Origin of the sequence: Murinocardiopsis flavida, assembly GCF_003014485.1 — a bacterium.
GTDB classification, from domain to species: Bacteria; Actinomycetota; Actinomycetes; order Streptosporangiales; family Streptosporangiaceae; genus Murinocardiopsis; species Murinocardiopsis flavida.
Map to the genome: position 1 here is coordinate 1 of NZ_PYGA01000017.1, position 22667 is coordinate 22667.

Annotated in this window: 24 protein-coding genes and 1 pseudogene; 20 read left to right on the forward strand and 5 right to left on the reverse strand. The window is 71.2% G+C overall.

From position 1 onward, the window contains the following. Positions 1 to 650: 650 nt before the first annotated feature. From CLV63_RS33690 to CLV63_RS22030, 3 genes and pseudogenes are all read left to right on the forward strand, one after another. Positions 651 to 1604 (forward strand): aminoglycoside phosphotransferase family protein, encoded by a 954-nt coding sequence (locus CLV63_RS33690; protein ID WP_170134297.1) that lies wholly within the window; start codon positions 651 to 653, stop codon positions 1602 to 1604. A gap of 123 nt (positions 1605 to 1727) precedes the next feature. Continuing rightward, positions 1728 to 2249 carry an SET domain-containing protein gene (locus CLV63_RS22025; protein WP_146165631.1) on the forward strand — a complete coding sequence of 174 codons (522 nt, stop codon included), beginning with the start codon at positions 1728 to 1730 and terminating at the stop codon, positions 2247 to 2249. A gap of 65 nt (positions 2250 to 2314) precedes the next feature. After that, positions 2315 to 3483, forward strand: a pseudogene (locus CLV63_RS22030) (winged helix DNA-binding domain-containing protein). 34 nt (positions 3484 to 3517) lie between these two features. On the opposite strand, the gene CLV63_RS22035 reads toward CLV63_RS22030, so the two are convergent. Then, positions 3518 to 4492: an SDR family NAD(P)-dependent oxidoreductase gene (locus tag CLV63_RS22035; protein WP_106585248.1), complete on the reverse strand. Its 975-nt coding sequence runs from the start codon at positions 4490 to 4492 to the stop codon at positions 3518 to 3520. A 136-nt stretch (positions 4493 to 4628) separates the two neighbouring features. Here CLV63_RS22035 and CLV63_RS22040 point away from each other — a divergent pair, with 136 nt between their 5' ends. Continuing rightward, positions 4629 to 5240: a TetR/AcrR family transcriptional regulator gene (locus CLV63_RS22040; protein ID WP_106585093.1), complete on the forward strand. Its 612-nt coding sequence runs from the start codon at positions 4629 to 4631 to the stop codon at positions 5238 to 5240. Between the two features lie 126 nt (positions 5241 to 5366). Then, positions 5367 to 6299: a proline dehydrogenase family protein gene (locus CLV63_RS22045; RefSeq protein ID WP_106585094.1), complete on the forward strand. Its 933-nt coding sequence runs from the start codon at positions 5367 to 5369 to the stop codon at positions 6297 to 6299. 234 nt (positions 6300 to 6533) lie between these two features. Here the strand turns inward: CLV63_RS22045 and CLV63_RS35055 are convergent, their stop codons facing one another. Beyond that, positions 6534 to 6662, reverse strand: a complete 129-nt coding sequence (locus CLV63_RS35055; RefSeq protein WP_281260753.1) for a hypothetical protein — start codon at positions 6660 to 6662, stop codon at positions 6534 to 6536. 107 nt (positions 6663 to 6769) lie between these two features. Between CLV63_RS35055 and proC the strand changes: the two genes are divergently transcribed. Continuing rightward, on the forward strand, positions 6770 to 7564 hold the full coding sequence (proC, locus tag CLV63_RS22050; protein ID WP_106585095.1) for a pyrroline-5-carboxylate reductase: 795 nt from the start codon (positions 6770 to 6772) through the stop codon (positions 7562 to 7564). Positions 7565 to 7710: 146 nt separating this feature from the next. On the opposite strand, the gene CLV63_RS22055 is transcribed toward proC, so the two are convergent. After that, positions 7711 to 8616, reverse strand: a complete 906-nt coding sequence (locus tag CLV63_RS22055) for an arylamine N-acetyltransferase family protein (protein WP_106585096.1) — start codon at positions 8614 to 8616, stop codon at positions 7711 to 7713. A gap of 111 nt (positions 8617 to 8727) precedes the next feature. Here CLV63_RS22055 and CLV63_RS22060 point away from each other — a divergent pair, with 111 nt between their 5' ends. The 8 genes from CLV63_RS22060 (at position 8728) to ccsB (ending at position 16501) form a co-directional block, all read left to right on the forward strand. Then, positions 8728 to 9174, forward strand: a complete 447-nt coding sequence (locus tag CLV63_RS22060; protein ID WP_245928979.1) for a MarR family winged helix-turn-helix transcriptional regulator — start codon at positions 8728 to 8730, stop codon at positions 9172 to 9174. Between the two features lie 235 nt (positions 9175 to 9409). Then, positions 9410 to 10570, forward strand: coding sequence for an acetoin utilization protein AcuC (locus tag CLV63_RS22065; RefSeq protein ID WP_106585250.1), 1161 nt, complete (start codon positions 9410 to 9412; stop codon positions 10568 to 10570). A 137-nt stretch (positions 10571 to 10707) separates the two neighbouring features. After that, positions 10708 to 11505, forward strand: a complete 798-nt coding sequence (locus CLV63_RS22070) for a phosphatase (RefSeq protein ID WP_106585097.1) — start codon at positions 10708 to 10710, stop codon at positions 11503 to 11505. Positions 11506 to 11772: 267 nt separating this feature from the next. After that, positions 11773 to 11976, forward strand: a complete 204-nt coding sequence (locus tag CLV63_RS22075; protein ID WP_106585098.1) for a helix-turn-helix domain-containing protein — start codon at positions 11773 to 11775, stop codon at positions 11974 to 11976. A 226-nt stretch (positions 11977 to 12202) separates the two neighbouring features. Then, positions 12203 to 12949, forward strand: a complete 747-nt coding sequence (locus tag CLV63_RS22080) for a TlpA family protein disulfide reductase (RefSeq protein ID WP_106585099.1) — start codon at positions 12203 to 12205, stop codon at positions 12947 to 12949. Next, positions 12950 to 13804 carry a cytochrome c biogenesis CcdA family protein gene (locus CLV63_RS22085; RefSeq protein ID WP_106585100.1) on the forward strand — a complete coding sequence of 285 codons (855 nt, stop codon included), beginning with the start codon at positions 12950 to 12952 and terminating at the stop codon, positions 13802 to 13804. 1 nt (position 13805) lies between these two features. Further along, positions 13806 to 15488 (forward strand): cytochrome c biogenesis protein ResB, encoded by a 1683-nt coding sequence (resB, locus tag CLV63_RS22090; protein WP_106585101.1) that lies wholly within the window; start codon positions 13806 to 13808, stop codon positions 15486 to 15488. Between the two features lie 2 nt (positions 15489 to 15490). Beyond that, the gene (gene ccsB / locus CLV63_RS22095; RefSeq protein WP_245928980.1) at positions 15491 to 16501 is read left to right on the forward strand and encodes a c-type cytochrome biogenesis protein CcsB; all 1011 of its coding nucleotides are present in this window, start codon (positions 15491 to 15493) and stop codon (positions 16499 to 16501) included. A 94-nt stretch (positions 16502 to 16595) separates the two neighbouring features. Here the strand turns inward: ccsB and CLV63_RS22100 are convergent, their stop codons facing one another. Both CLV63_RS22100 and CLV63_RS22105 read right to left on the reverse strand, forming a co-directional pair. Beyond that, a complete protein-coding gene (locus CLV63_RS22100) occupies positions 16596 to 16943 on the reverse strand; it encodes a PLD nuclease N-terminal domain-containing protein (RefSeq protein WP_106585102.1) in 348 nt (115 codons plus the stop codon). Positions 16944 to 17053: 110 nt separating this feature from the next. Beyond that, positions 17054 to 17248: a BldC family transcriptional regulator gene (locus CLV63_RS22105; protein WP_106585103.1), complete on the reverse strand. Its 195-nt coding sequence runs from the start codon at positions 17246 to 17248 to the stop codon at positions 17054 to 17056. Positions 17249 to 17675: 427 nt separating this feature from the next. On the opposite strand from CLV63_RS22105, the gene CLV63_RS22110 reads away from it, so the two are divergent. The 6 genes from CLV63_RS22110 to CLV63_RS22135 all read left to right on the forward strand — a co-directional run bounded on the left by CLV63_RS22110 (position 17676) and on the right by CLV63_RS22135 (position 22658). Continuing rightward, complete coding sequence (locus tag CLV63_RS22110; protein WP_106585104.1) at positions 17676 to 18068, forward strand: DUF4229 domain-containing protein; 393 nt, start codon at positions 17676 to 17678, stop codon at positions 18066 to 18068. 193 nt (positions 18069 to 18261) lie between these two features. Further along, positions 18262 to 18969: a demethylmenaquinone methyltransferase gene (locus CLV63_RS22115; protein ID WP_106585105.1), complete on the forward strand. Its 708-nt coding sequence runs from the start codon at positions 18262 to 18264 to the stop codon at positions 18967 to 18969. Positions 18970 to 19413: 444 nt separating this feature from the next. After that, positions 19414 to 20712: a geranylgeranyl reductase family protein gene (locus tag CLV63_RS22120; protein WP_106585106.1), complete on the forward strand. Its 1299-nt coding sequence runs from the start codon at positions 19414 to 19416 to the stop codon at positions 20710 to 20712. A 200-nt stretch (positions 20713 to 20912) separates the two neighbouring features. Next, positions 20913 to 21272: an NADH-quinone oxidoreductase subunit A gene (locus CLV63_RS22125; RefSeq protein WP_106585107.1), complete on the forward strand. Its 360-nt coding sequence runs from the start codon at positions 20913 to 20915 to the stop codon at positions 21270 to 21272. Between the two features lie 73 nt (positions 21273 to 21345). Then, on the forward strand, positions 21346 to 21903 hold the full coding sequence (locus CLV63_RS22130) for a NuoB/complex I 20 kDa subunit family protein (RefSeq protein WP_106585108.1): 558 nt from the start codon (positions 21346 to 21348) through the stop codon (positions 21901 to 21903). Beyond that, the gene (locus CLV63_RS22135) at positions 21900 to 22658 is read left to right on the forward strand and encodes an NADH-quinone oxidoreductase subunit C (RefSeq protein WP_106585109.1); all 759 of its coding nucleotides are present in this window, start codon (positions 21900 to 21902) and stop codon (positions 22656 to 22658) included. Before CLV63_RS22130 ends, CLV63_RS22135 begins: the two co-directional genes overlap by 4 nt. Positions 22659 to 22667: the final 9 nt, after the last annotated feature.

A 22667-nucleotide genomic window follows, 5' to 3' on the forward strand; every position in this document is an offset into this window, starting at 1 on the left:
ACCACAACCCACCCGCCGGGCCCCCACCCCGGCGGGCCACACCCATGCCCCCACCCCGGCGACCGGCACACGCCGCCCCCAGCCGCCCCAGCAGCCCGCTCCACCGGCACCCTCCAGCGACCGGGGACGGCTGGGGCGGCTCCACGGCCCACCGGTGGCGGCCGGGGCCCGCAGTCCTCTCGCCGGTCCTCGGCTCCCGTCTCTGGTCCCCACCCGGCAGCCACCGGGATCGCCATAGTGCAGCGGCCGACCACGACCGTCTCCGATACCGGGAGTCCCGTTCGTGGGACCGTGCCCCGTGCCCCGTGCCCCGTGCCCCGGCGCCATGCTCCGGCCACCGGGTGCCCGTGCCCTGGTCGGCGCGCAGAGGACCGCCCGCCACTGGTGCGGGGCGTCGGGATCCGCGCCGGTCCATCGGGATGGATGCCCTTATGGATGCCCTTGTCGTCGCCGCGGCAGGGGAGCTAGTTTCGTCGCTGTGCACCACTATTGACGCCCCCGGCACCGTCCCAGCCCGCCCGGCACCCGGCCGCCGCGCCCGGGTGGCCGTGGCCTGCGCGCGTCCACCGCTGTCCCGCCGCGTGCCCGTTCTCCGCCGTCGCTCAGCGAAACAGGAGGCAACGAAGCACGCAGACGATGGGACCACGGTGATGACGGAAGCGAACACGACCACGGGCGGCGCATCGGGGCACGGCGCGCCCGCCCCTACCCCCGATGCCCTCGACTGGGTCCGCCGCGCGGTCGGCGCGGACGCCGTGCTCGACGGCGGGCCCGTGCTGATGAGCATCAGCTCCACGACCCTGCACGCCGTCGACGTCCGCGACCGGGCGGCCGGTGCCGTGCACCCGCTGGCGCTGCGGCGGTTCCACGACCGCGCACGGCTCGCGTCGGACCCCTGGTACCGGCCCGAGAACGAGGCCGCCGTCCTCGACCTCCTCGGCCCGACCTCCGTCGCCGCCCCCGTCCTGCTCGCACGGGACCTCAGCGGCGCGCGGACCGGCATGCCCGCGCTGCTCACCGGCAGGACACCCGGCAGCGACGACTGGAAGGGCCGCGACCTGCCCGAGGTCCTCGCCGCACTCGCGGCGGAGCTGGCGCGCATCCACCGTGTCGACGCGGGCGCCGCAGCGCTGCCCGCGTACCGGAGCTACTACGACCCGGACGCCGATGGGCCGCGCACCCCGCCTGCGTGGAGCCGGGCGCGTGGCCTGTGGGATCGGGTGTTCGCGGTGATCTCCGCGCCCGCCCCCGATGCCCCGGTCGGGTTCATCCACCGCGATTACCACCCGGGCCAGTCCCTCTGGCTGGACAGCGGACTGAGCGGCATCGTCGACTGGACCACGGGGTGTACCGGCCCCTTCGCGATCGACATCGCCCGGATGCGGCTCAACCTCGCCATCGAGGCGGGCGCCGCGGCAGCCGAGGAGTTCGGCGCCCTGTACGCGCGGTCGGCAGGTACCGACCTGCACCACCCGTACTGGGAGCTGGTCGACGCCGGCGACCTTCTGCTCGCCTTCGGGGAACCCGAGGACGCCGACGAGTGGGCCGCGTGGGCCGCGTTCGAGTCCTGGGTCGCGCGGGCGCTGGCCGAGATCGGCGGCTGACCCGGTGCCGAATCCACGGTGCCGGGCGACACCCGGGAACCCGCCCCTGAGCCGCGGTCGCCGCCTGCGCGGCGCCCGCGGCCGCACGCCGACGCCGACACCGACACCGAAGGGACCGCACCGATGACGGAACACCGCTACCCGGACCGCTCCTGGCTCAGCGGGAGCGCGGCCCCGCGCACGTCGCCCATCGAGGGAACGGGCCTGTTCGCGGTCGTGCCCATCAAGGCCGGGGCGACCGTCATGGTCCTCGGCGGCACGACGATCGGCGACCGGGAGCTCGCCGCCCTCACCCCGCCCTACAGCAGCCTGACGGTTGCGGAGGGCCGCCACCTGCACATCGACCCCGGGCATCCGGTGTGCTTCGGCAACCACTCCTGCGACCCCACGCTCTGGCACGCCGACGCGACGACGGTCGTCGCCCGGCGGGACGTCGGCGCGGGCGGGGAACTGACCGTCGACTACGCGACGCACACCGGAGTCGAGGGCTGGTCGATGGACTGCCGGTGCGGCAGCCCACTGTGCCGGGGCGTGGTGCGGGGCGGCGACTGGCGGTTGGCGTCGCTGCACCGCAGGTACGGCGACCACTGGAGCCCGCCCCTGCTCGACCGGATCAGGGAGGGCCCGGTGCGCGGAACGGGCTGACGATCCGCGGCGGTCGGGGGCGCCTTTCGTCCCCGACCGCCGCCATACTGCCGCCCATGGCGACGATGAAGCGGCCGGAGCGGGCCGGGCAGACCTCCGACGGTGCGGCGGCCCCCGCGCGGGATCGGGGCGGCTCGGCACCAACGGCCCTCGACCGCGCGACGCTCAACCGCGCCCTCCTCGACCGGCAGTTCCTGCTGTACAGGACCGACGCCGCGCCGCTCGACGTCATCCGCAGGGCGACGGCCGTGCAGGCGCAGGAGCCCAATCCGCCCTACCTCGCCCTGTGGGCGCGCCTCGCGTCCTTCCGCAAGGCGGAGCTGACCGCGCTGCTGGAGGACCGCGCCGCGGTCCGCGGGTCCCTGCTGCGCGGGACCCAGTTCATCGCGGCCGCCGAGGACTACCTCTGGGTCCGCCCGCTCATGCAGGACGTCCTCGCGCGGGGGCGCCAGGCGGCATACGGCGGCCGGACCTCGGACTCGACCTCGACGCCCTCGCGTCGGCGGCGCGCGCGCTCCTCACCGGGCAGACCCTCACCCGGCCGCAGGTGGCGCGCGCGATGGCGGAGCGGTGGCCCGAGTACCCGCACGACGCCCTCGGCTGGTCGGTGCAGGCCCTGCTGCCGCTGGTGCACCGCCCGCCGAACGGCACATGGGGGCGGCGCGGCGCCACCCCGTTCACGCTCGCCGAGGAGTGGATCGGGGCGCCCATGCACGCCGAGCCGCGGGTCGACGCCCTCGTCCACCGGTACCTGGCCGGGTTCGGGCCGGCCGGGGTCAAGGACTTTCAGGCGTGGTCGGGCCTGCGGCGGACGGACGAGGTGTTCGACCGGCTCCGCCCCGGACTGCGCGTGTACCGGGACGAGGCCGGGCGGGAGCTGTTCGACCTGCCCGACGCCGTCCTGCCCGACCCGGACGTCCCCGCCCCGCTCCGGCTGCTCCCGGACTTCGACAACGTCCTCCTCGCGCACGCCGACCGGACCCGGGTGATCAGCGACGAGTACCGCAAGCGGGTGTGCGTGGGCGCCGCGGTGGCGCCGACCATCCTGGTCGACGGGCACGTCCGCGGCGTGTGGACGCTGCGCCGCGACGGGGCGGCCACCGTCCTCACCGCCCGCCCGTTCCGGGCGCTGGCGGGGGCCGAGAGCGACGCGCTCGCGGCCGAGGCCGCCGCGCTCCTCGCGTTCGCGACGCCCGACGACGCACACGAGCTGCGGGTGGAGCGCCCGGAGTAACCCCGGAGCGGTGGGCGGGCCGGGCGGGCGGCGGTCAGCCGGCCGCGGTTCCGTCGAGGAGGGACTGGAAGGCCGCGCGCGCCTTCTCGGGGTCGCCGAGCACGCCGAGCGCCGTCATCAGCCGCTCCTCGGGGTCGTCCAGCGCGAGGGGTGTCAGCGCGCGTTCGATCCCGTCGATCGTCCAGCGCTCCTCCTCGTGCACCTCCGCGCCGATGGACCAGCCGTGGGCGACGCCGATGGTGCGGTCGTAGACCCGGAACACCTGGCCGGTCAGCGGGCACGTCGCGGTCGCGAGGTAGCCGACCAGGGCGGAGCTGTTCCGCGGGTCGAAGGGGTCGGGCGCGCCGGCCGCCGGCGCCGCGGACAGGCCGGGGACGTCGCGGGTGAGCCGGGTGCGGTGCGCCGACGGCGCGAAGCAGTTGACCCGGACGCCGTACCGCCGGAGTTCGAGTGCCGCCACGGTGCTGATGGCGGCGACGCCCGACTTGGCGGCGGCGTAGTTGGCCTGCGTCGGCAGCGGGTTGAACAGCCCGGACCCGGAGGAGGTGTTGACGATGCTCCGGTCGGCCCGCGCGCCCGCTTCGGCCCGTGCCCGCCAGTGGCGCCCGGCCCGTTGCGTCATGGCGAACGTGCCGGTGAGGTGGACGCCGAGGACGGCGGTGAAGTCGTCCTCGGTCATGTCGAGGAACGGGGCGTTGCGCAGGATCGCCGCGTTGTTGACCACCACGTGCAGGTCGCCGAACGCCTCGATCGCCGTGTCGACGACGCGTTGCGCACCTTCGCCGTCCGCCACGCTGTCGGTGCTGGCGACAGCGGTGCCGCCGAGCGTGGTGATCTCGGCGACCACGCGGTCGGCGACCCCGGTGTCGCCCGCCGCCCCGTCGGGCGCGACCCCGGGGTCGTTGACGACGACCGCCGCGCCCTCTCTGGCGAACGCGTGGGCGTGCGCGCGCCCGATCCCGTTCCCGGCGCCGGTGATGACGGCGACCCGGCCGTCGAGCTGTCCCATGGTCTCCTCCTCGCTCGGCCGCACGGGTTGCGGCGCTCCATCAGGAAACCGCAACCTGTGCAAAAAAGCAACGAATGCAAAAAATCAGCTGATGCAAAAATGCAATCCGTGCGATTTTCCGTAGTAGCCTCGCGGCATGGCCGAGCAGGGGTGGCGGGAACGCAAGAAGACGCTGACGCGGCGCGCGCTGATCGAGGCGGGGCTGCGGCTGTTCCGCGACCAGGGCTACCAGGAGACGAGCATCGCCCAGGTCGCGGCGGCGGCGGGGGTCGCGCCGCGCACCTTCTTCGGCTACTTCGCCGGGAAGGAGGACCTGGTCTTCGCCGACACCCCCGCCCGCATCGAGACGGCGCTGCGGGTGGTCGACGAACGGGGCCCCGAGGACACCGTGGCCGATGTGCTCACCCGCGTCGCAGAGGAGACGATCGCCGGCAACCCGGGCGACGTCGACCTGCTGGGGCTCGCGTCGGGCCGCATGGACCTGGTGATGTCGACCCCGTCCCTCCAGGGCGCGGCCCTGCACCGCCTGTGGACAACGGAGCAGCGCCTGGCCGGGGCGCTGCTGCGCGCGTTCCCGGACGACCTGGACGAGGTGTCCGCCGCGATGGTCGTCGGGTCGTTCGCCGGGGCGTTCATGGGTGCGGCGGGGGCGTCCCTGCGCCGGGGCGACCGGCCGGACGAGGTCCGCGCCGCGGTCGGCAGGGCGGTGCGCCACGCGGCACGCGGGATCCGCGCGGGGGTGGGCTGAACCGCGGAGGGCCGCCCGCGGAGGGCCGTACCGCGGGGCCGTCCGGGATTTCGGCGGAACGATCCGCACCGGGCCGCCTCGCGCGTAGTGTCGAAGGCAGCCCGCCCGACCCGAGGAGTTGTGGACATGGTTCTGCGGCACGCCCTGATGACGGCTTCGGAGAGCGGACGACTGCGCGCGTTCGTGTCCCGCACACCGGCCGCGCGGGGCGCGGTCGACCGCTTCGTCGCGGGGGAGCACGCCGAGGACGCCGTGCGGGCCGTCGCCGACCTCGCCGCCCAGGGCATGCTGGCGACAATCGACCACCTCGGCGAACGCACCCTGCACCCCCTCCAGGCGGAGGACGCCACCCGCAGCTACCTCGTGCTGCTCGGCCGCCTCGCCGACGCCGGGCTGGCCGGATCGGCGGAGGTCTCCGTCAAGCCCACCGCGGTCGGCCTCGGGCTGGGAGCAGAAGGCGAGGCCCTCGCCGCCGACAACATCGCGCGCATCGCCACCGCGGCGGAACGCGCCGACACCACGGTCACCGTCGACATGGAGGACGCGGGCTCCGTCGCCGCCATCCTGCGGATCTACCACCAGGTGCGCGACGACCACCCCGGTCTGGGCTGCGTTCTCCAGTCGGCGCTGCGCCGCACCGAAGGGGACCTCGTCGCCGTGGCGCGCCCGGGAACCAGGGTGCGGCTGTGCAAGGGCGCCTACGCGCCCGATCCGGGCACCGCCCACACCCGCAGGCACGACGTCGACACCGCCTACGTGCGGCTGCTGCGCTGGCTGATGGAGAGCCAGGCGTACCCGATGGTCGCCACGCACGACCCCAGGCTGATCAAGATCGCGGGGATCCTCGCGGCCGTCAACGGCAAGGGGCGGACGGAATTCGAGTACCAGATGCTCTACGGCGTGCGCCCGGACGAGCAGTGGCGCCTCGCCCAGGAGGGCGCCCAGGTGCGCGTGTACGTCCCCTACGGCCCGGACTGGTACGGATACCTCACCCGCAGGCTGGCCGAGCGCCCGGCGAACGTGGGCTTCGCCCTCCGCTCCCTCGCCGGCCGCAAATGACGACCCCCTAGAGCCGCCCGGCCCGCACGGCGAGGAGGAACGAGGCGAAGGTGGTGGGGGAGACGTTCATCGAGTTCTCCGTGAATGTCCCGTATGAGCTGTAGGGAGTCGTTGGGTGAGAGCGCTTCACCCTGCAATGCGCTGTAGAGCGCATTTGCCTGATGTACCTCGTCAGGAGAGTCGATCACCGGTGGCCTTCCTCTCCCACTCCACTACCTCCTGGAACCAGACGGGCTAGGAATCCTGGTGGACGAGGCTCACCCAGAGCCGGACCAGTGTGCCGTTGCACGGGAGTACCCCGTCCAGTCCTTCGGCGTGCTCGCACTTGGGTGCGCGCGTGTCCCGCTCAATGGCACTGACCATCGGGTCGCGGTTCCGGGAACCGGCTGCTCATCCCAGTGGGCGAGATCGAGATGCCTGCGACCTGGGATGGCGCTAGCGTGGACGGTGGCTGAAAGGTGTGGACTGACATGATCGCGATCATCGGCGCAGGCAAGATGGGCGAGGCCCTGCTCGCCGGGCTGCTCGGGACCGGGTACGACCCCACCGACGTCATGGTGGTCGAGCCGCTGCCCGATCACGCCGCCCAGCTGCGCGAACGGTACTCGGTCGACACCGTCACCGCCGCAGAGGCGGCGCGGCGGGCCCGGACCATCGTCCTCGCGATCAAGCCCCAGGACATGGTGTCGGTCCTCGACGGACTGGCCGCCGACATCCCGGCCGGCACGCTGGTCATCTCCGTCGCGGCGGGCATCACCACCGGCGTCCTGGAGAAGCACTTGCCCGGCGAGGTCGCGGCCGTGCGGGCGATGCCCAACACGCCGGCGCTCGTCGGCAAGGGCATGACCGCCATCGCCGGAGGGCTGCACGCGACCGACGAGCACTTGGAGCGCGCCGAGTCCCTGCTGAGCACCGTCGGCACCGTGGTCCGGGTGCCCGAGCGGCACATGGACACGGTCACCGCCATCTCGGGCAGCGGCCCCGCGTACTTCTACTTCATCGCCGAGACCATGATCGACGCGGGCGTCGGCATGGGGATGCCGCGCGCCACCGCGCAGCGCCTTGTGCAGCAGACCATCGAGGGCGCCGCCGCGATGCTGAACGAGTCCGGTGAGCACCCCGTCGTCCTGCGCGAGGCGGTGACCTCGCCGGGCGGGACCACGGCCGCCGCGGTCCGCGAACTCGACCGCCACGGTGTGCGCACCGCCTTCGCCGACGCCATCGAGGCGGCGCGCGACCGCAGCCGGGCCCTGTCCGAGGGCTGATCCCGGCGGGAGAGCCGGGCGGACGGCGGCCGTGCCCGCCGCCTGTGCCCGGCGCCCGCCCCCGGTGGCGTCCTCCCCGATGGCCGCCCGCGTTCCGGCGGCGCGCAACGGCGCCGGGCGGACCCCACGACGGACCCCACGCCGTACTACTGGTCGGCGGCCTGCTCGGCGGAGTGGACGACCGCCGCCTCGTCGGCCGGGTCGAGTTCGATGCCGAACGTGTCGCGCAGGATCCCGGGTATGTCCGCCGGGTCCACCTCCCTGGTCCGGGGTTCCTCGTCGGGTCGGGTCTCACTCAGTGCGGTGCCGCGCAGCGCGCGGCGGAGGTCGGGCCGGGTGTGCTGGACCATGGGCCCGCGGGTGAACGGCGACCTCGGGTGGGTGGACGTGTAGTGGTTGTAGACCGCGTAGTCCACGGGGTACTGCGGTTGGGCGGTGAACGCGTACATGTCCTGCGGCCCGTCCGGGTGCAGCGAGCGCAGCACCCATTGGGCCGCTCCGGCGGCGTCGACCCGGTCGAGGCGGAAGGTCCACCGCCCCTGGCGCATCTCGGTGCCGGGCGCGAACGGGATGGGTTCGAGCAGTCCGCCGCCGCCGAAGCCGACATCGGCGATCCACTCGGCGCCGTCGTCGTCGGTGACGTGCAGCAGCGCGTGCGAGGTGGGGCGGATGCGGTCGTCGCCCACGCGGATCCGGGCGCTGAACCCCTCGACCCGGAAGCCGAGTCGGTCGAGGGCCGCCGCCAGCAGCACGTTCTGTTCGTAGCAGTAGCCGCCGCGCTGCTGGTCGACCAGTTTGCGCTGCAACGACGCGATGTCGAGCGGGACGGGGCGGCCGAGGACGATCTCCAGGTTCTCGAACGGGATCGCCGCGACATGGGCGCGGTGGACCGCGCGCAGCGTGTGATGGTCGGGCACGAGTGTGCCTGAGCGGCGGGCGAGACCGACGCGGGCGAGGTAGCGCTCCAGGTCGAGCGCTGCCGAGTCCCAGTCGGGCGCGGGATCGGGAGCGGGCGCGGGGACCGGGGCGGGGGTGCGGACGGTTGCGGCCACAGATCCTCCTGAGATGGCTTTGGGGCTATCATGAGCCGGACAACGATTAGACGTTAGCCGGACAATGAGCAAAAGTAAACGTTAGCCGGACAATGAACTCACGAAGGACATGTGATCGCCGTGCTGGACTGGCTCGAACCGTGGGATGACGACTTCCTGCCGGCGTTCTGGGCGGCCAAACGCGCGATGCTCAAGGCCGCCGAGGAGGCCATGGGCAGGCACGGGGTCCGCGAGGGGCAGCAGTTCATCCTCATGGCGCTGTGGCGTGAGGACGGCCTGTCGCCCGGCGAGATCGCCCGCCGTCTCGGCCTCGCAACCTCGACGGTGACCAGGGCGGCGACCCGGATGGTCAGGTCCGGGCTGCTGGAACGCCGCCCGCACCCCAGTGACGCGCGGCTGGTCAACATCCACCTCACCGACCGCGGCCGCGACCTGCGGGACGACCTCAACGCCGAGATGCGGCGCCTCTCCGAACGCGCCCTCGCCGGGTTCACCACGGAGCAGCGCGCCGAGTTCCGGCGGTCACTGGAACGCCTGCACGACAACCTGTCCCACTGAACAACCCGCCCCACCGACGGCCCACTCGGACCCCATCGGGACCGCACCGGGAATCCACCGGAACCCCACCGGGCATCCACCGAGGTCCCACCGGGTCCGCGACGGGACGCCCGGCGGGCGCGTCCGGGCACCGCGCCACCCCGGCGGCGCTCACCTGGATCGTCGTTGGCTAGTGTTGTGGTGCGGTGCATACGTCGTCGGCACGGTTGGAGGACGGGTGGCCTGTTCATTGCGGATCGCGTGGGACGACGGTCTGACCGCCTACAACTTCGGCCCCCAGCACCCCTTGGCGCCCGTGCGGGTCGAGCTGACCATGGCGCTGGCGAGGGAGCTCGGCGTGTTCGACGCCCCCGGCGTCTCCTTCGCCGACGTCGAACCCGCCTCGCGGGAGCTGCTGGAGCTCGTCCACCACCCCGACTACATCACCGCCGTCGAACGCGCCGGCCGCACCCTTGAGCCGGACGACCCGTACTGCCTCGGCACCGACGACAACCCCGTCTTCCCGCACATGCACGAGGCGGCGTCGCTCATCACGGGCGCCTCCGTCGCCGCTGCGCGCGCGGTCTGGACCGGCCAGGCCGAACACGGCGCGAACGTCGCAGGCGGGCTCCACCACGCCATGCCCAAGAACGCGTGGGGCTTCTGCGTCTACAACGACCCCGCGGTCGCCATCGCCTGGCTGCTGGAGCAGGGCGCCAAACGGGTGGCCTACGTCGACGTCGACGTCCACCACGGCGACGGCGTGCAGACCATGTTCTACGACGACCCCCGCGTCCTCACCATCAGCCTGCACGAGTCGCCGCTCACCCTGTTCCCCGGAACGGGCCGCCCCACGGAGATCGGCGGACCCGACGCCGAGGGCTACGCGGTGAACGTCGCCCTGCCCGCCGGCACCGGCGACGCCCAGTGGCTGCGCTCGTTCCACGCGATCGTCCCCCAGCTCCTGCGCGAGTTCCAGCCCGAGATCCTCGTGACCCAGCACGGCTGCGACACCCACGCTCTCGACCCCCTCGCCAACCTCATGCTCAGCATGGACGGCCAGCGCAGCATCCACGCCGCACTGCACGAACTCGCCAAGGAGACGGCGGGCGGGCGCTGGGTGCTGCTCGGCGGCGGCGGATACGAACTGGTGCAGGTCGTGCCGCGCTCGTGGACCCACCTGCTCGCCGACGCCGCCGGTGTGCACATCGACCCCGCGACCGCCACCCCGGAGTCCTGGCGCTCCCTGGTCCAGCGCCGCACCGGCGAGCACGCCCCGCTGTCCATGACCGACGGCCGCACGCCCGAGCACGTGCCGTTCGAGAACGGCTTCGACCCCGACGACGCGGTCGACCGCGCCATCCAGGCCACGCGCAAAGCAGTGTTTCCCTGTCATGGGATCGATCCGACGTTGTGAGCGGGCGGTGTCGCATTGAATCCGGTGCGATTGGGGTATGACGTCCCTTCAGTGGATCTTCGGTCGACTCCGGGCAGTGCCGCCCGGCGGCCGGAGCGTCCTGCACTGCTCCACGCGCCCGAGAAGGAGGAGAACTGGTGACGCCGCCCTCCCGCGCGGAACTGGTCGAGCACCTGGTTCGCACTGGCATCGCAGGCCAGGTCGACACCCCGCGGCAGAACAACCTCAAGCACTACCGGCGGCTCGTCCAGAAGGACTCCTACTACCAGTTCGGCCTGACCTTCGCCCATGACTGGTCGTTCGCCGAGGTGCTGGCGCTGATGTCGAAGCGCTGCGGTGTGGTCGCCGATGAGAACTACGTGTGGGGCATCGACACCATCGACCCCGACCGCACCGTCGACGCGCTCGAAGCGTTCGCCGACCGCCTCGCCGAGGCCGCCCGCAACCGCGAGCGGGTGATGTTCGCGACCGGGCACCCGAAGAACCTGCTCGCCACCTACCAAGGGTGGAAGGAGGCGCTGAGCTACGCCGGGTGCGAGGTCGTCACGGCGGCGGCCGGCCACACCTACGAGGTCACCACTGAGCATCCGCCGAACCGGCGCACGCTCACGTGGCGCGACGATGTCGCTCTGGTCATGGACGGCCGCGCCCCCCGGCACAGTCATCACCCGTTCGGCATGCGGGCCATCATCGACGACCTCGCCCGTCGTAACGCCGCGTGGCCGCAGTTGGTCATCGCCGACCACGGGTTCGCGGGCGCCGCGGGCGAGGCGGGCATTCCGACCCTGGGTTTCGCCGATAGCAACGATCCGGCGCTCTTCCTCGGGGAGCATGAGGGGAAACTGCTTGTGACCGTGCCTTTGGACGACGGCTACCTCACCGACGACTACCTTCCGTTGTCGTCGTACGTGCTCCGCAAGGCCGGTCTGGTCTGAGAACCGGCTGGTTATACCCACCTCCTAAACCTCACGGGCACCCCCACGTGCATGTAGCCGCACGGACAGAAAAAACGGGCTTTCAATGCTGTGAACCCGGATTTACGCTGAAATCGGACGTGTCGATAGTGACCGAATGACACCCGGGCGAGGAGTTGAGGCACTGCGACCCGAATGTGCCCCGGAGGGGCCGATCAGGGTTGCCTCGCCGGGTGCCGGGCCGGGTCGGTGAGGGTGCACGTCCCAGGAAGAAGAGGGCGTCTGATCATGAGTGGCAGTAAGGCACCCCTGGACGAGGTCAGGTTCCTGACCGTCGCCGAGGTCGCCACCATCATGCGAGTCTCGAAGATGACCGTCTACCGAATGGTCCACTCCGGTGGGCTTCCCGCGATCCGCGTGGGGCGCTCCTACCGGGTGCCCGAACGTGCCGTACACGACTACCTACGCGAGGCATTCGTCGAAGCCGGGTAGCACACGAGGCGCGTCACCCGCAGGGGGCGGTGCACTCCCCGCCCACCGCCTCCACGGGTGTCCACGCCGCGACTCCCCATAACCGCCCTGGACCTGGGAGGGCCGGGCGGTCGACCTCTCTGCGCGGGGCCCCGGGGCGGCCGCGAAGGCATCTACTACACTGTGTCGTCAACGACGCGTAACGCGCTTGACCGCCAGTTTCACCTCGCCTCTTGAGGTCTCATTGATGCCTTTGTACCGACCCGGCGCCCCCTTGCGTCCCCGTTCCGCGCGAAGCGGCCTGCTGCGGGCCGCCGCGGCTGTGGCGGCAGTCGCGCTCCTGTCCGGCTGCGCCGGCGGCGGGGCCGACGGAGGCGGCGGCGCCGAGGCGAACTCCGGCGAACGGTTCGTCGGCGGCGACGGTTCGTCCGCGTCCTTCGCACCCGACGAGCGCCAGGCCGCCCCGGAGATCAAGGGGAAGGGCCTCGAAGGCGAGGACATCTCCCTCGCCGACTACGAGGGCGACATCGTGGTGGTGAACTTCTGGGGGAGCTGGTGCGCGCCCTGCCGGGCCGAGGCACCCGTACTCGAAGAGATCTACCAGGAGCACCGCGACGACGGCGTGCAGTTCCTCGGCATCAACATCCGCGACAACAAGGTCGCGGCGCAGGCGTTCGAGCGCAAGCAGAAGATCTCCTACCCCAGCATCGAGGACAAGAAGGGCACTGTGGCGCAGGCGTTCCGCGACACCGTGCCGCCGTCGGCGATCCCCAGCACGATGATCATCGACCGCGATGGCCGCATCGCCGCGCGCATCATCGGCGCCACCAACTACAACGGGCTCGACAAACTCGTCACGCCCGTGCTGGACGAAGGCGGCGCGCCCGAGGGCAAGGGCGAAGCCGAGCAAGACAAGGAAGCCGAGCAAGACAAGGAAGAGGGCGGGGACAAGGCCGAGGACAAGGGCGGCGACGCGAAGGACACGGGGTCCTAGATGATCTCCGAAACCGTCCTGACCGGGTCGCTGCTCCTCGCGATTCCGCTGGCGTTCGCCGCCGGGCTGGTCTCATTCCTCTCGCCGTGCGTGCTGCCGCTGGTCCCCGGCTACCTGTCCTACGTCACGGGGATGTCCGGCGCCGACATCGCCGCGCGCCGCCGCGGCGCCGCGGCACCTCCCGAGGGAACCGCCGACGGGACGGCCGGCGGCGCCGACCCGGGAGCGGGCGGCACCGCGATCGCGGTGCGCACCGTCGACGAGGAGTTGGCGGGGCGGCGCGGGACGATGCTGGCGGGGAGCCTGCTGTTCGTCGCCGGGTTCTCGGCGGTGTTCGTCGCGGGCGGTGTCCTCGTGGGCGGGGTCGGCGGGCTGCTGTTCGACCACGCCGAGATCATCACCCGCGTCCTCGGCGGGCTCACGGTGCTGCTCGGCCTGGCGTTCATGGGTGTCGTCCCCGGGCTGAACCGCGAGTTCCGGTTCAACCGGCTGCCGGCGGCCGGGCTGGCGGGGGCGCCGCTGCTCGGCATCCTCTTCGGGCTCGGGTGGACCCCGTGTATCGGCCCGACGCTCGCAGCGGTGCAGACCCTCGCGTTCACGGAGGGCAGCGCGGGGCGCGGCGCCGTGCTGTCCCTGGTGTACTGCTTCGGGCTCGGACTCCCGTTCATCCTCGCCTCGCTGGCCTACCGCAGGGCGCTCGGCGCGTTCGGCTGGGTGAAGCGCCACTACCGCCTGGTCACCGCCATCGGCGGGGCGATGCTCGTCGCCATCGGCCTGCTGCTCGCCAGCGGGCTCTGGGTCGAGCTAACCGCTGTACTGCAAGGCTGGGCCGCGAACTACACGACGGTGATCTGACATGGCCGCGAAACCGTCACCAGGCGAAGCCGAGACCGCCCTGCCCGAAGGGCACGTCAAGGCGCCCAAGCGTGACACCGGCAAGGGCGGCGCGCCGCCCGCGCTGTCGGTCACGGGGTGGGCCCGCTGGACGTGGCGCACCCTGACCTCGATGCGCACGGCGCTCGTCCTGCTCTTCCTCCTCGCCATCGGCGCGATCCCGGGGTCGCTGCTGCCGCAGCGCACGGTCAGCGTCGAGCAGGTGCAGAACTACTTCGTGGAGAACCCCGACCTCGCGCCGTGGCTCGACCGCTTCGCCCTCTTCGACGTCTACTCCTCGCCGTGGTACTCGGCCATCTACCTGCTCCTGTTCGTCTCCCTGACCGGCTGTGTGCTGCCGCGCGCAGCGGTGCACATCCGGGCGATGCGGGCGCGGCCGCCGAAGACCCCGCGCCACCTCAACCGGATGCCGTACGCGGCGCGCTTCACCACCGCGGCGAGCCCCGAGGACGCACTCGCCGCGGCCCGCACGGCGCTCAAGCGCTACCGGACCGACGAGGTCGCCGAGACCGGCGGCGGCTCGATCGCCGCCGAGAAGGGGTACCTGCGGGAGACGGGCAACGTCCTGTTCCACTTCGCGCTGCTCGCGCTGCTGATCTCCCTGGGGATCGGCTCGTTCTTCGGCTACCGCGGCAACATGGTGGTCATCGAGGGCGAGGGGTTCGCGAACACGCCGACGTCCTTCGACGCCTTCCACCCGGGGACGGCCATCGGCCCGGAGGACCTCCAGCCGTTCTCCTTCTCGGTCGAGGACTTCCAGGCCGAGTTCATCCAGGACGGCAGACTCAACGGCCAGGCACTGTCCTTCTCCGCCGACCTGAGCTACCAGGAGTCGCCGGAGGCGCCCCAGGGCACCCACAAGCTCGAGGTGAACCACCCGCTGTCCGTCGACGGAGCCCAGGTGTACCTGCTGGGGCGCGGCTACGCGCCGGCCTTCAAGGTGACCGACTCCGAGGGCAACGTGGTGTACGACCAGGCGGTCCCGTTCATCTACCGCGACGAGGCGACGTTCACCTCCGACGGTGTGGTGAAGGTGCCCGACAGCGTCCCGGAGCAGCTCGGGTTCACCGCGGTCTTCCTGCCGTCGGCGGCGGAGTCGGAGAACGGCATGCTCGTCTCGGACTTCCCGGACGACCGGAACCCGGTCATCACCCTCCAGGGCTACAAGGGCGACCTGGGGATCGACTCGGGCGAGGCGCAGTCCGTCTACCAGCTCGACACCGACGACATGAAGAAGGTCGGCAAGTCGCCCGAGATGAAGCCGGGCGACGTCTGGGAGCTGCCCGACGGTTCGGGCAAGATCGAGTTCACCGGGGTCAAGGACCACCTGAGCATGCAGGTCAACAGCAATCCCGGGCGCATCCCGGCGCTGCTGTCGGCGGCGGCGGCCGTTCTCGGCCTGATCGCCACACTGTTCGTCCGGCCGCGCCGGGCCTGGGTCCGCGCGCGCACCGGGGAGGACGGGCGTACGGTGGTCGAGGTCGCGGGGCTCGCCAAGGCCGACACCAGCGGTGCCGCCACGGAGTTCCACGAGCTCAGTCTCCGCGTCCGTGCCGACCTCCGGGCGAGTGAACGGTCCGACGCAGCGGACGAACCGAGCGGGCCGGAGTCGCCCGATTCCCAGCAGGGCACGCAAAAGGGGTAGTTGTGGGTTACATGTTCGCCGCCGAGCCGGTCGTGGACGAGCAGATGGCGTCGTTGAGCGACTCCATGATCATCGGCATGATCGTCGCGTACGCCGCGGCGCTGTTCCTCTTCGCGCTGGAGGCCGCCTACGGGCGCCGCGTGACACTGCGCAGCAGGGACTCGGCCATGGCGACCGTCGGCGCGGGGGGCGCCGGGGGCGCAGACGCGGCCGACGACATGACGGTCAACGTCCGCGACGCCGAACCCGAGACCAGCGTGGCCAAGCACGCCGTGGGCACGGCGGGGCTCGCCGCGACCATCGTCGCGTTCCTGCTGAACGGCGCCCAGATCGTCACTCGCGGCATCGCGGCCGACCGGTGGCCGTGGGGCAACATGTTCGAGTTCGTGGTCGCCATCTGCCTGTGCACGGTCGCGGTGTTCCTGTTCGCCGCGTTCCGCTACAAGGCCCGCTACCTCGGCACCTTCGTGCTCGTCCCGGTGCTGCTGCTGCTCGGTATCGCGGTCAGGTGGCTCTACACCGAGGCCGGACCGGTGATCCCGGCGCTGCACTCGTACTGGATCGCCATCCACGTGTCGGCGGCGATCCTCGCCACGGGCGGCTTCATGGTGTCGGCGTCGGCGGGCGTCACCTACCTCATCGCCCACAAGGTGGAGCTGCGCCGCGCGGCGGGGGAGACCGTCACCGGCATCGCGGCGAAGCTGCCGAGCGCCGAGCTGCTCGACCGCGTGTCGCACCGGTTCATCCTCTTCGCGTTCCCGCTGTGGACGTTCGGCATCATCGCCGGGGCGATCTGGGCCGACGAGGCGTGGGGCCGCTTCTGGGGCTGGGACCCCAAGGAGGTGTGGTCGTTCATCACCTGGACGGTCTACGCCGCCTACCTGCACGCACGCGCAACGGCGGGCTGGCGCGGCCCCAAGTCCACCTGGATCGGGCTCGCCGGGTTCGCGTGCCTGATGTTCAATTTCTTCGCGGTGAATTACCTGTTCAGCGGTTTGCACTCGTACGCGTGACGCACAGCAGAGTGGGGCCGGTCCCTGGTTCGGGGCCGGCCCCACTCTGCTGTGCACGTGCTCGGCCCCCAGGGGGTGCGGGGCCGGTGGAAGGTCACTCCTCGGGGTTGATCCTCTTGTTCAACCCGCGGAGGAAGTCGGGGTCGTCGTCGGGGCCGACAGGTCCGCCGCGATTGGTGGGCTGCTGGAAGTCCGACGGGTCGAGGTCCTCGGCGGAGGCGGGGTCCATCGGGGGGTCGGCCGGGTCGGGCGCGGGCGCCCGGGGACGGCCGAAGAACAGCCAGAACAGCGACCCGAACAGGGGGAACAGCACGATCAGGACGACCCACAGGTACTTGTGCAGGTTGCGTACTTCATCGACCGGGCTCGTCAGCGCGTCGAAGAACGCGTAGACCCACAGCACGATCGAGAGCAGCGTGAAAAGGGCACCGAGCCACACCATGGTTCCAGCCTAGCTGCTGTGTCGGCGGGCGCAGCAGGATCGGCGGATCGTCCGGGTGCCGGGAGTGCCTGTGCGGTAGGCGCGTGGGGTGCCGTGGCCGGTCGGGATCGTCAGTGGGAGGTCTCGCTGGCCTCCCCGTGCAGCAGAGCGCGTACCTCCGACTCGCGGAACCGGCGGTGTCCCCCGGGCGTGCGGATGCTGCTGATGCGACCTGAGGCCGCCCAACGGGTGACCGTCTTCGGGTCGACCCGGAACAGGGAGGCCACCTCGCCAGGTGTCAGCAGCCTTTCGCTTCCTCTTTCCACCTTTACATCCCCCTTCGGGCCCGGCTCAGAAGTGCTCTGGCGGGCGTTTGCTCCCCTAGTGTGCATGAGTTAGTCCGTTTCCTCCCTAGTTTTCGTAAAAACAAGGCCGAAGAGGTCGCGACGACGCAATATGTGATCGGAACGTAATATTCATTTCGGACGGTCTCTTAATGCGTCGGTTGATGGGGGAACGCGTACTCTGCGGCCGGGTGCGGCGGCGCCGGAGGTCCCCCCAAGGCGAACCGCGACGGCGGTGAGAGGTCGCGCGAGGTGCCCCCTACCATGGGAAGAGCGGGTTCTCCGGTTCCGGTAGGGCACGGGAGTGCGGTGCCGGCCTGCGGCGATGGTCCGTCGCGGCCGCGGCGCGGGCGTAGGGCGCCGGGGTCCCCAACCTAATAGCCGACTCGTCCGTTGTGAGGCAGTTTCCATGCGCAGCGTCTTCGCCTACACCGCATCGCGGCTCCTTCTCTTCGCGATCGCCTACGGCATTGTGGTCCTGCTCGGTGGGCGCAGCCTCTTCGCGATCGTCGTGGCGTTCCTGGCGAGCGGCCTGGTGAGTTACTTCGTGCTGTCCGCGCAGCGCGACGCGATGTCCGCCGCGGTCGCCTCGGGCATCGATCGGATGCGCGGCGTGGGCTCCCGGCTGGAGGCCGGCGCCGCCCAGGAGGACGACGCCGCCGATTCGGTGCGCGCGCAGGCCGCGGCACAGGACCGAGACGGCGCGACGGAGGAGCCCGCGGACGACCCCGATCCGGTCGCGGCGGCCCCCGCACCGGGCGACGGCGACCGCGACCCCGCCGCGACCAGTGGGCAGCACTGACGACGTCCCCCTCGCTCGCCGACGACGCACCTCCCGCGGTCCGGGCGCCCGTCCGCAGACAGCGGGCACGCACCGAAAACACATGGCCGACCACACACCGTAGCGGTTCCGGCCCGTCCGGGTGGGCGAAGTCCGATGCCGGTCCCATGGGACCGGGTCCGGCCCGTCCGGGGCCCGATCTAGGCTGGGCGTCATGACGCGCGCGGAACTCGACAAGCAGCCCCAAGACGTCGCAGCGATGTTCGACGGCATCGCCGACCGCTACGACCTGGTGAACGACGTCCTCTCCCTCGGGCAGGACCGCATCTGGCGGCGCGCCGTCGTGAACGCTGTCGACGCCTACAGCGGCGAACTGGTCCTCGACCTCGCCGCGGGCACCGCGACCTCCTCGGAACCCCTGACCGCCAAGGGCGCCAGGGTCATCGCGAGCGACTTCTCGCAGGGCATGCTGAAGGTCGGCGCGCAGCGCCGCGGCGGCGCATCGGTGCGCGGGGTGACGATGGTGGCCGGCGACGCTCTGGCGCTGCCGTTCGCCGACGCGACCTTCGACGCCGTCACCATCTCCTTCGGCCTGCGCAACGTCAACGACACCCATCGGGCGCTCGCCGAACTGCTGCGGGTGACCCGGCCCGGCGGCAGGATCGTGGTCTGCGAGTTCAGCCACCTGCCCATCGGGGTCCTCGACACGGTCTACAACCAGTACCTGATGGCGGCGCTCCCCAAGATCGCCGGCCGGTTCACGGCGAACTCGGCCGCCTACGACTACCTCTCCGAGTCGATCATGGCGTGGCCGGACCAGCGCGAGCTGGCCGCGGTGATGCAGGGCGCCGGATGGTCCAAGGTGGCGTGGCGCAACCTGTCGCTGGGGGTCGTCGCGCTGCACCGCGCCGTGCGCCCGTGACCCCCCGGCGGCCCGGCCGCCGTCGGCGGCGCCGGGGTGGAACCGCTCCCGGCTGCCGGTTTATATAGGTCTTATCTCTATTCCGCCCCGGCCGAATCGGGTTCCGCCGCGGTTCGTGCGCGGAATTTCATTCGGACAATTCGGACACTATGCAGGTCGGAGCCTTATAACGGCATCGACATTGCACCGTTGTCGGGATATGGCTGAATCAGGGGTGGGGGTCGCTCGTCGCTCGGTAAAGGTCTAGACTTTCGGCCACACGCCTTGTGAAGTGCTTCACAAGCGAACTAGTTCCCGGTTCACCCGTTGCCACGGCCGGACCGGGCCGCTAGTCCACAACCGCATGACCGCAGCCACAAGCATCCGCACGCTCTTCGCAGAACCGCGCCCGCACGCGGCATTCCGCGGCGTGCGGTGTCCCGCGAGAGCAGTCAGGACCATTCCGTGAGCGAGACCGCAGCGACCTCACCGTCCGTCCGTGAAAGCGCCGACGCCGATGTGATCGTCGTCGGCGCGGGGCCGGCCGGGTCGACGGCCGCCTATTACCTCGCACAGTCCGGGCTCGACGTCCTGGTACTGGAGAAGTCCGCGTTCCCCCGCGAGAAGGTGTGCGGCGACGGCCTGACTCCGCGCGCGGTCAAGCAGCTCATCGCCATGGGGATCACCTTCGAGGACCCGGCCTGGGTCAAGAACCACGGCCTGCGGATCATCGGCGGCGGCACCCGGCTCGAACTGCCCTGGCCGGACCTTGCCGCGTACCCCTCCTACGGCCTGGTGCGCACCCGCCAGGACTTCGACCAGATCCTCGTGAACCAGGCGGTCAAGGCCGGTGCGACCCTCATGGAGCGCACCACCGTCACCGCGCCGCTGATCGACGCCCGCAGCAACCGCATCGTCGGCGTCCAGGCGAAGAACAGCGACCGCGAGCCGGTGACCTACCGCGCCCCGCTGGTCCTCGCCGCCGACGGCAACTCCTCGCGGCTGTCGGTCGCCATGGGCATCCGCAAGCGCGACGACCGCCCCATGGGCGTCGCCGTGCGCACCTACTTCACCAGCCCCCGGCACGACGACGACTACCTGGAGTCCTGGCTGGAGCTGTGGGACAAGAGCAGCGGCAAGGACGTGCTGCTGCCGGGCTACGGCTGGGTCTTCGGCGTCGGCGACGGCACCAGCAACGTCGGCCTGGGCATCCTCAACTCCACGGCGTCGTTCAAGGACGTCGACTACCGCAAGCTGCTGCGCCGCTGGGCCGACTCCATGCCCGAGGAGTGGGGCTTCACCGAGGACAACCAGGTGGGCCCCATCCGCGGCGCCGCGCTGCCGATGGGCTTCAACCGCGTCCCCCACTACTCGCGCGGGATGCTGCTCCTCGGCGACTCCGGCGGCATGGTCAACCCGTTCAACGGCGAGGGCATCGCCTACGCCATGGAGGCGGGCAAGATCGCCGCGGACGTCGTCGTGCAGGCGTCCAGCCGGCTGACCGTCGCCGAGCGCGAACGCACGCTGCTGAGCTACCGCAGCATCCTGAGCGACACCTACGGCGGCTACTACACGCTCGGCCGCTACTTCGTGAAGGCCATCGGCCAGCCGGAGTTCATGAAGTACGCGACCAAGTACGGGCTGCCGCAGCGCACCCTCATGCGGTTCACCCTCAAGATGCTGGCGAACCTCACCGAACCCAGTCACGGGGACGCCATGGACCGGCTGATCAACGGAATGTCCAAGATCACCCCGGCCGCATAACCGGACGACAACGAGCGGGACCACAAGGAAGACCCTGGGGACCACACAGCCATGCCCACTCTGATTGAATGGCCAGCCGCCCATGTGAACCCAATCACATGGCCCGGCGCCGCCGTGTCCACGGCGACAGTGTGCGCCGACGAGCCCGGGGGCAGCGTGCGCGCGCGGCCCCGTGGCGACAGGAACGGGAGCAGCTAGCGATGGAGTTGTACGCGCCCATCTTCGTGCTCGCCGGTATCGGCGCGGCGTTCGTCGCCGTCTCGATGCTGGTCGGTTCCCTCGCGGGGCCGAAGCGGTACAACCGCGCGAAGCTCCAGCCGTACGAGTGCGGGATCGAGCCGACCCCGCAGCCGGCCGGCGGCGGCCGGTTCACGATCAAGTACTACATGGCGGCGATGCTGTTCATCGTCTTCGACATCGAGATCGTCTTCCTCTACCCCTGGGCGGTCCACCTGAACCAGATGGGGCTGTTCGCGCTGATCGCGATGCTGCTCTTCCTGGTGAACGTGTCGATCGTCTACGCATACGAGTGGCGCCGCGGCGGCCTGGAGTGGGACTGAGCGCAGTGCCGAGAACGCAGTCGATGACACCGACACCAACCGGGTCGAGCGACTCGGAAAGGGGGTTCGCCTGATGGGAATCGAGGAGAAGCTGCCCAGCGGCATCCTGCTGACGACGGTCGAGCAGGTGGCGGGATTCGTCCGCAAGACCTCGATGTGGCCCGCGACCTTCGGCCTCGCCTGCTGCGCCATCGAGATGATGTCCGTGGGCGGTCCGCACTACGACCTCGCCAGGTTCGGCATGGAGAAGTTCGGCGCCACACCGCGCCAGGCCGACCTGATGATCGTCGCCGGCAGGGTGAGCCAGAAGATGGCACCCGTCCTGCGCCAGATCTACGACCAGATGCCCGGCCCGAAGTGGGTCATCGCGATGGGGGTCTGCGCGTCCAGCGGCGGCATGTTCAACAACTACGCCATCGTGCAGGGCGTCGACCACGTCGTCCCTGTCGACATCTACCTCCCGGGTTGTCCGCCGCGGCCCGAAATGCTGCTGCACGCGGTCATGAAGCTGCACGACAACGTGCAGCACGAGAAGCTCGGCGCGCACCGCGACCGCGAGATCGAGGAACTCGACCAGCGGCAGCTCCGGACCCTGCCACTGATCGAACGGCCCGAAGGGGCGCAACGGTGAGCACCAACGAACACGAAGGCAAGCCTAACCTCAATAGCGAGGAGAACGCACCCGCGCGGCGCGGTGAAGAGCGTCTCACCTCCCCGGTGCGGGGCACGGGCCTGTTCGGCGCGCAGACCACGGGCGACACCTCGGGGTACGGCGGCCTGGTCGTGCGCGGCACGGCGCCGCTCGGCTCCGAGCGCCCGTACACCGACCCCGACGACCCGCACACCGCGTTCTTCGACGACGTCGCCGACAAGATCGAGGCGTCACTGGGCGCCACCGACGTCGGCTACGGCGACGCCGTGGAACGGGTCGTGGTCGACCGCGGCGAGATCACCTTCCACGTCCGCCGCGAGGCCCTGCTCACGCTGGCGCGCCGGCTGCGCGACGACGAGGCGCTGCGCTTCGAGCTGTGCATCGGCGTCACCGGCGTCCACTACCCGAGCGACACCGGCCGGGAGCTGCACGCGGTCTACGAGTTCCGGTCGATCACCCACAACCGGAAGATCCGGCTCGAGGTGGCCTGCCCGGACGCCGATCCGCACATCCCGTCGATCGTGTCCGCCTATCCCACGAACGACTGGCACGAGCGGGAGGCGTGGGACTTCTTCGGCATCGTCTTCGACGGCCACCCCGCGCTGACCCGGATCCAGATGCCGGACGACTGGCATGGGCACCCCCAGCGCAAGGACTACCCGCTGGGCGGGATCCCGGTGGAGTACCGCGGCGCGAAGATCCCGCCGCCGGACGAGCGGAGGTCGTACGCATGAGCGCCCAGC

Bases quoted from the DNA above. Each gene is read 5' to 3' on its own strand.
- CLV63_RS22040 (WP_106585093.1), top strand. From the start codon at position 4,629: ATGGCCGAGCAGGGGTGGCGGGAACGCAAGAAGACGCTGACGCGGCGC.
- CLV63_RS22080 (WP_106585099.1), top strand. From the start codon at position 12,203: ATGCCTTTGTACCGACCCGGCGCCCCCTTGCGTCCCCGTTCCGCGCGA.
- CLV63_RS35055 (WP_281260753.1), bottom strand. From the start codon at position 6,662: ATGGTCAGTGCCATTGAGCGGGACACGCGCGCACCCAAGTGCGAGCAC.
- proC (WP_106585095.1), top strand. From the start codon at position 6,770: ATGATCGCGATCATCGGCGCAGGCAAGATGGGCGAGGCCCTGCTCGCC.
- CLV63_RS22025 (WP_146165631.1), top strand. From the start codon at position 1,728: ATGACGGAACACCGCTACCCGGACCGCTCCTGGCTCAGCGGGAGCGCG.
- CLV63_RS22125 (WP_106585107.1), top strand. From the start codon at position 20,913: ATGGAGTTGTACGCGCCCATCTTCGTGCTCGCCGGTATCGGCGCGGCG.
- resB (WP_106585101.1), top strand. From the start codon at position 13,806: ATGGCCGCGAAACCGTCACCAGGCGAAGCCGAGACCGCCCTGCCCGAA.
- CLV63_RS22130 (WP_106585108.1), top strand. From the start codon at position 21,346: ATGGGAATCGAGGAGAAGCTGCCCAGCGGCATCCTGCTGACGACGGTC.
- CLV63_RS33690 (WP_170134297.1), top strand. From the start codon at position 651: ATGACGGAAGCGAACACGACCACGGGCGGCGCATCGGGGCACGGCGCG.
- CLV63_RS22075 (WP_106585098.1), top strand. From the start codon at position 11,773: ATGAGTGGCAGTAAGGCACCCCTGGACGAGGTCAGGTTCCTGACCGTC.
- CLV63_RS22100 (WP_106585102.1), bottom strand. From the start codon at position 16,943: ATGGTGTGGCTCGGTGCCCTTTTCACGCTGCTCTCGATCGTGCTGTGG.
- CLV63_RS22085 (WP_106585100.1), top strand. From the start codon at position 12,950: ATGATCTCCGAAACCGTCCTGACCGGGTCGCTGCTCCTCGCGATTCCG.
- CLV63_RS22045 (WP_106585094.1), top strand. From the start codon at position 5,367: ATGGTTCTGCGGCACGCCCTGATGACGGCTTCGGAGAGCGGACGACTG.
- CLV63_RS22035 (WP_106585248.1), bottom strand. From the start codon at position 4,492: ATGGGACAGCTCGACGGCCGGGTCGCCGTCATCACCGGCGCCGGGAAC.
- CLV63_RS22110 (WP_106585104.1), top strand. From the start codon at position 17,676: ATGCGCAGCGTCTTCGCCTACACCGCATCGCGGCTCCTTCTCTTCGCG.
- CLV63_RS22115 (WP_106585105.1), top strand. From the start codon at position 18,262: ATGACGCGCGCGGAACTCGACAAGCAGCCCCAAGACGTCGCAGCGATG.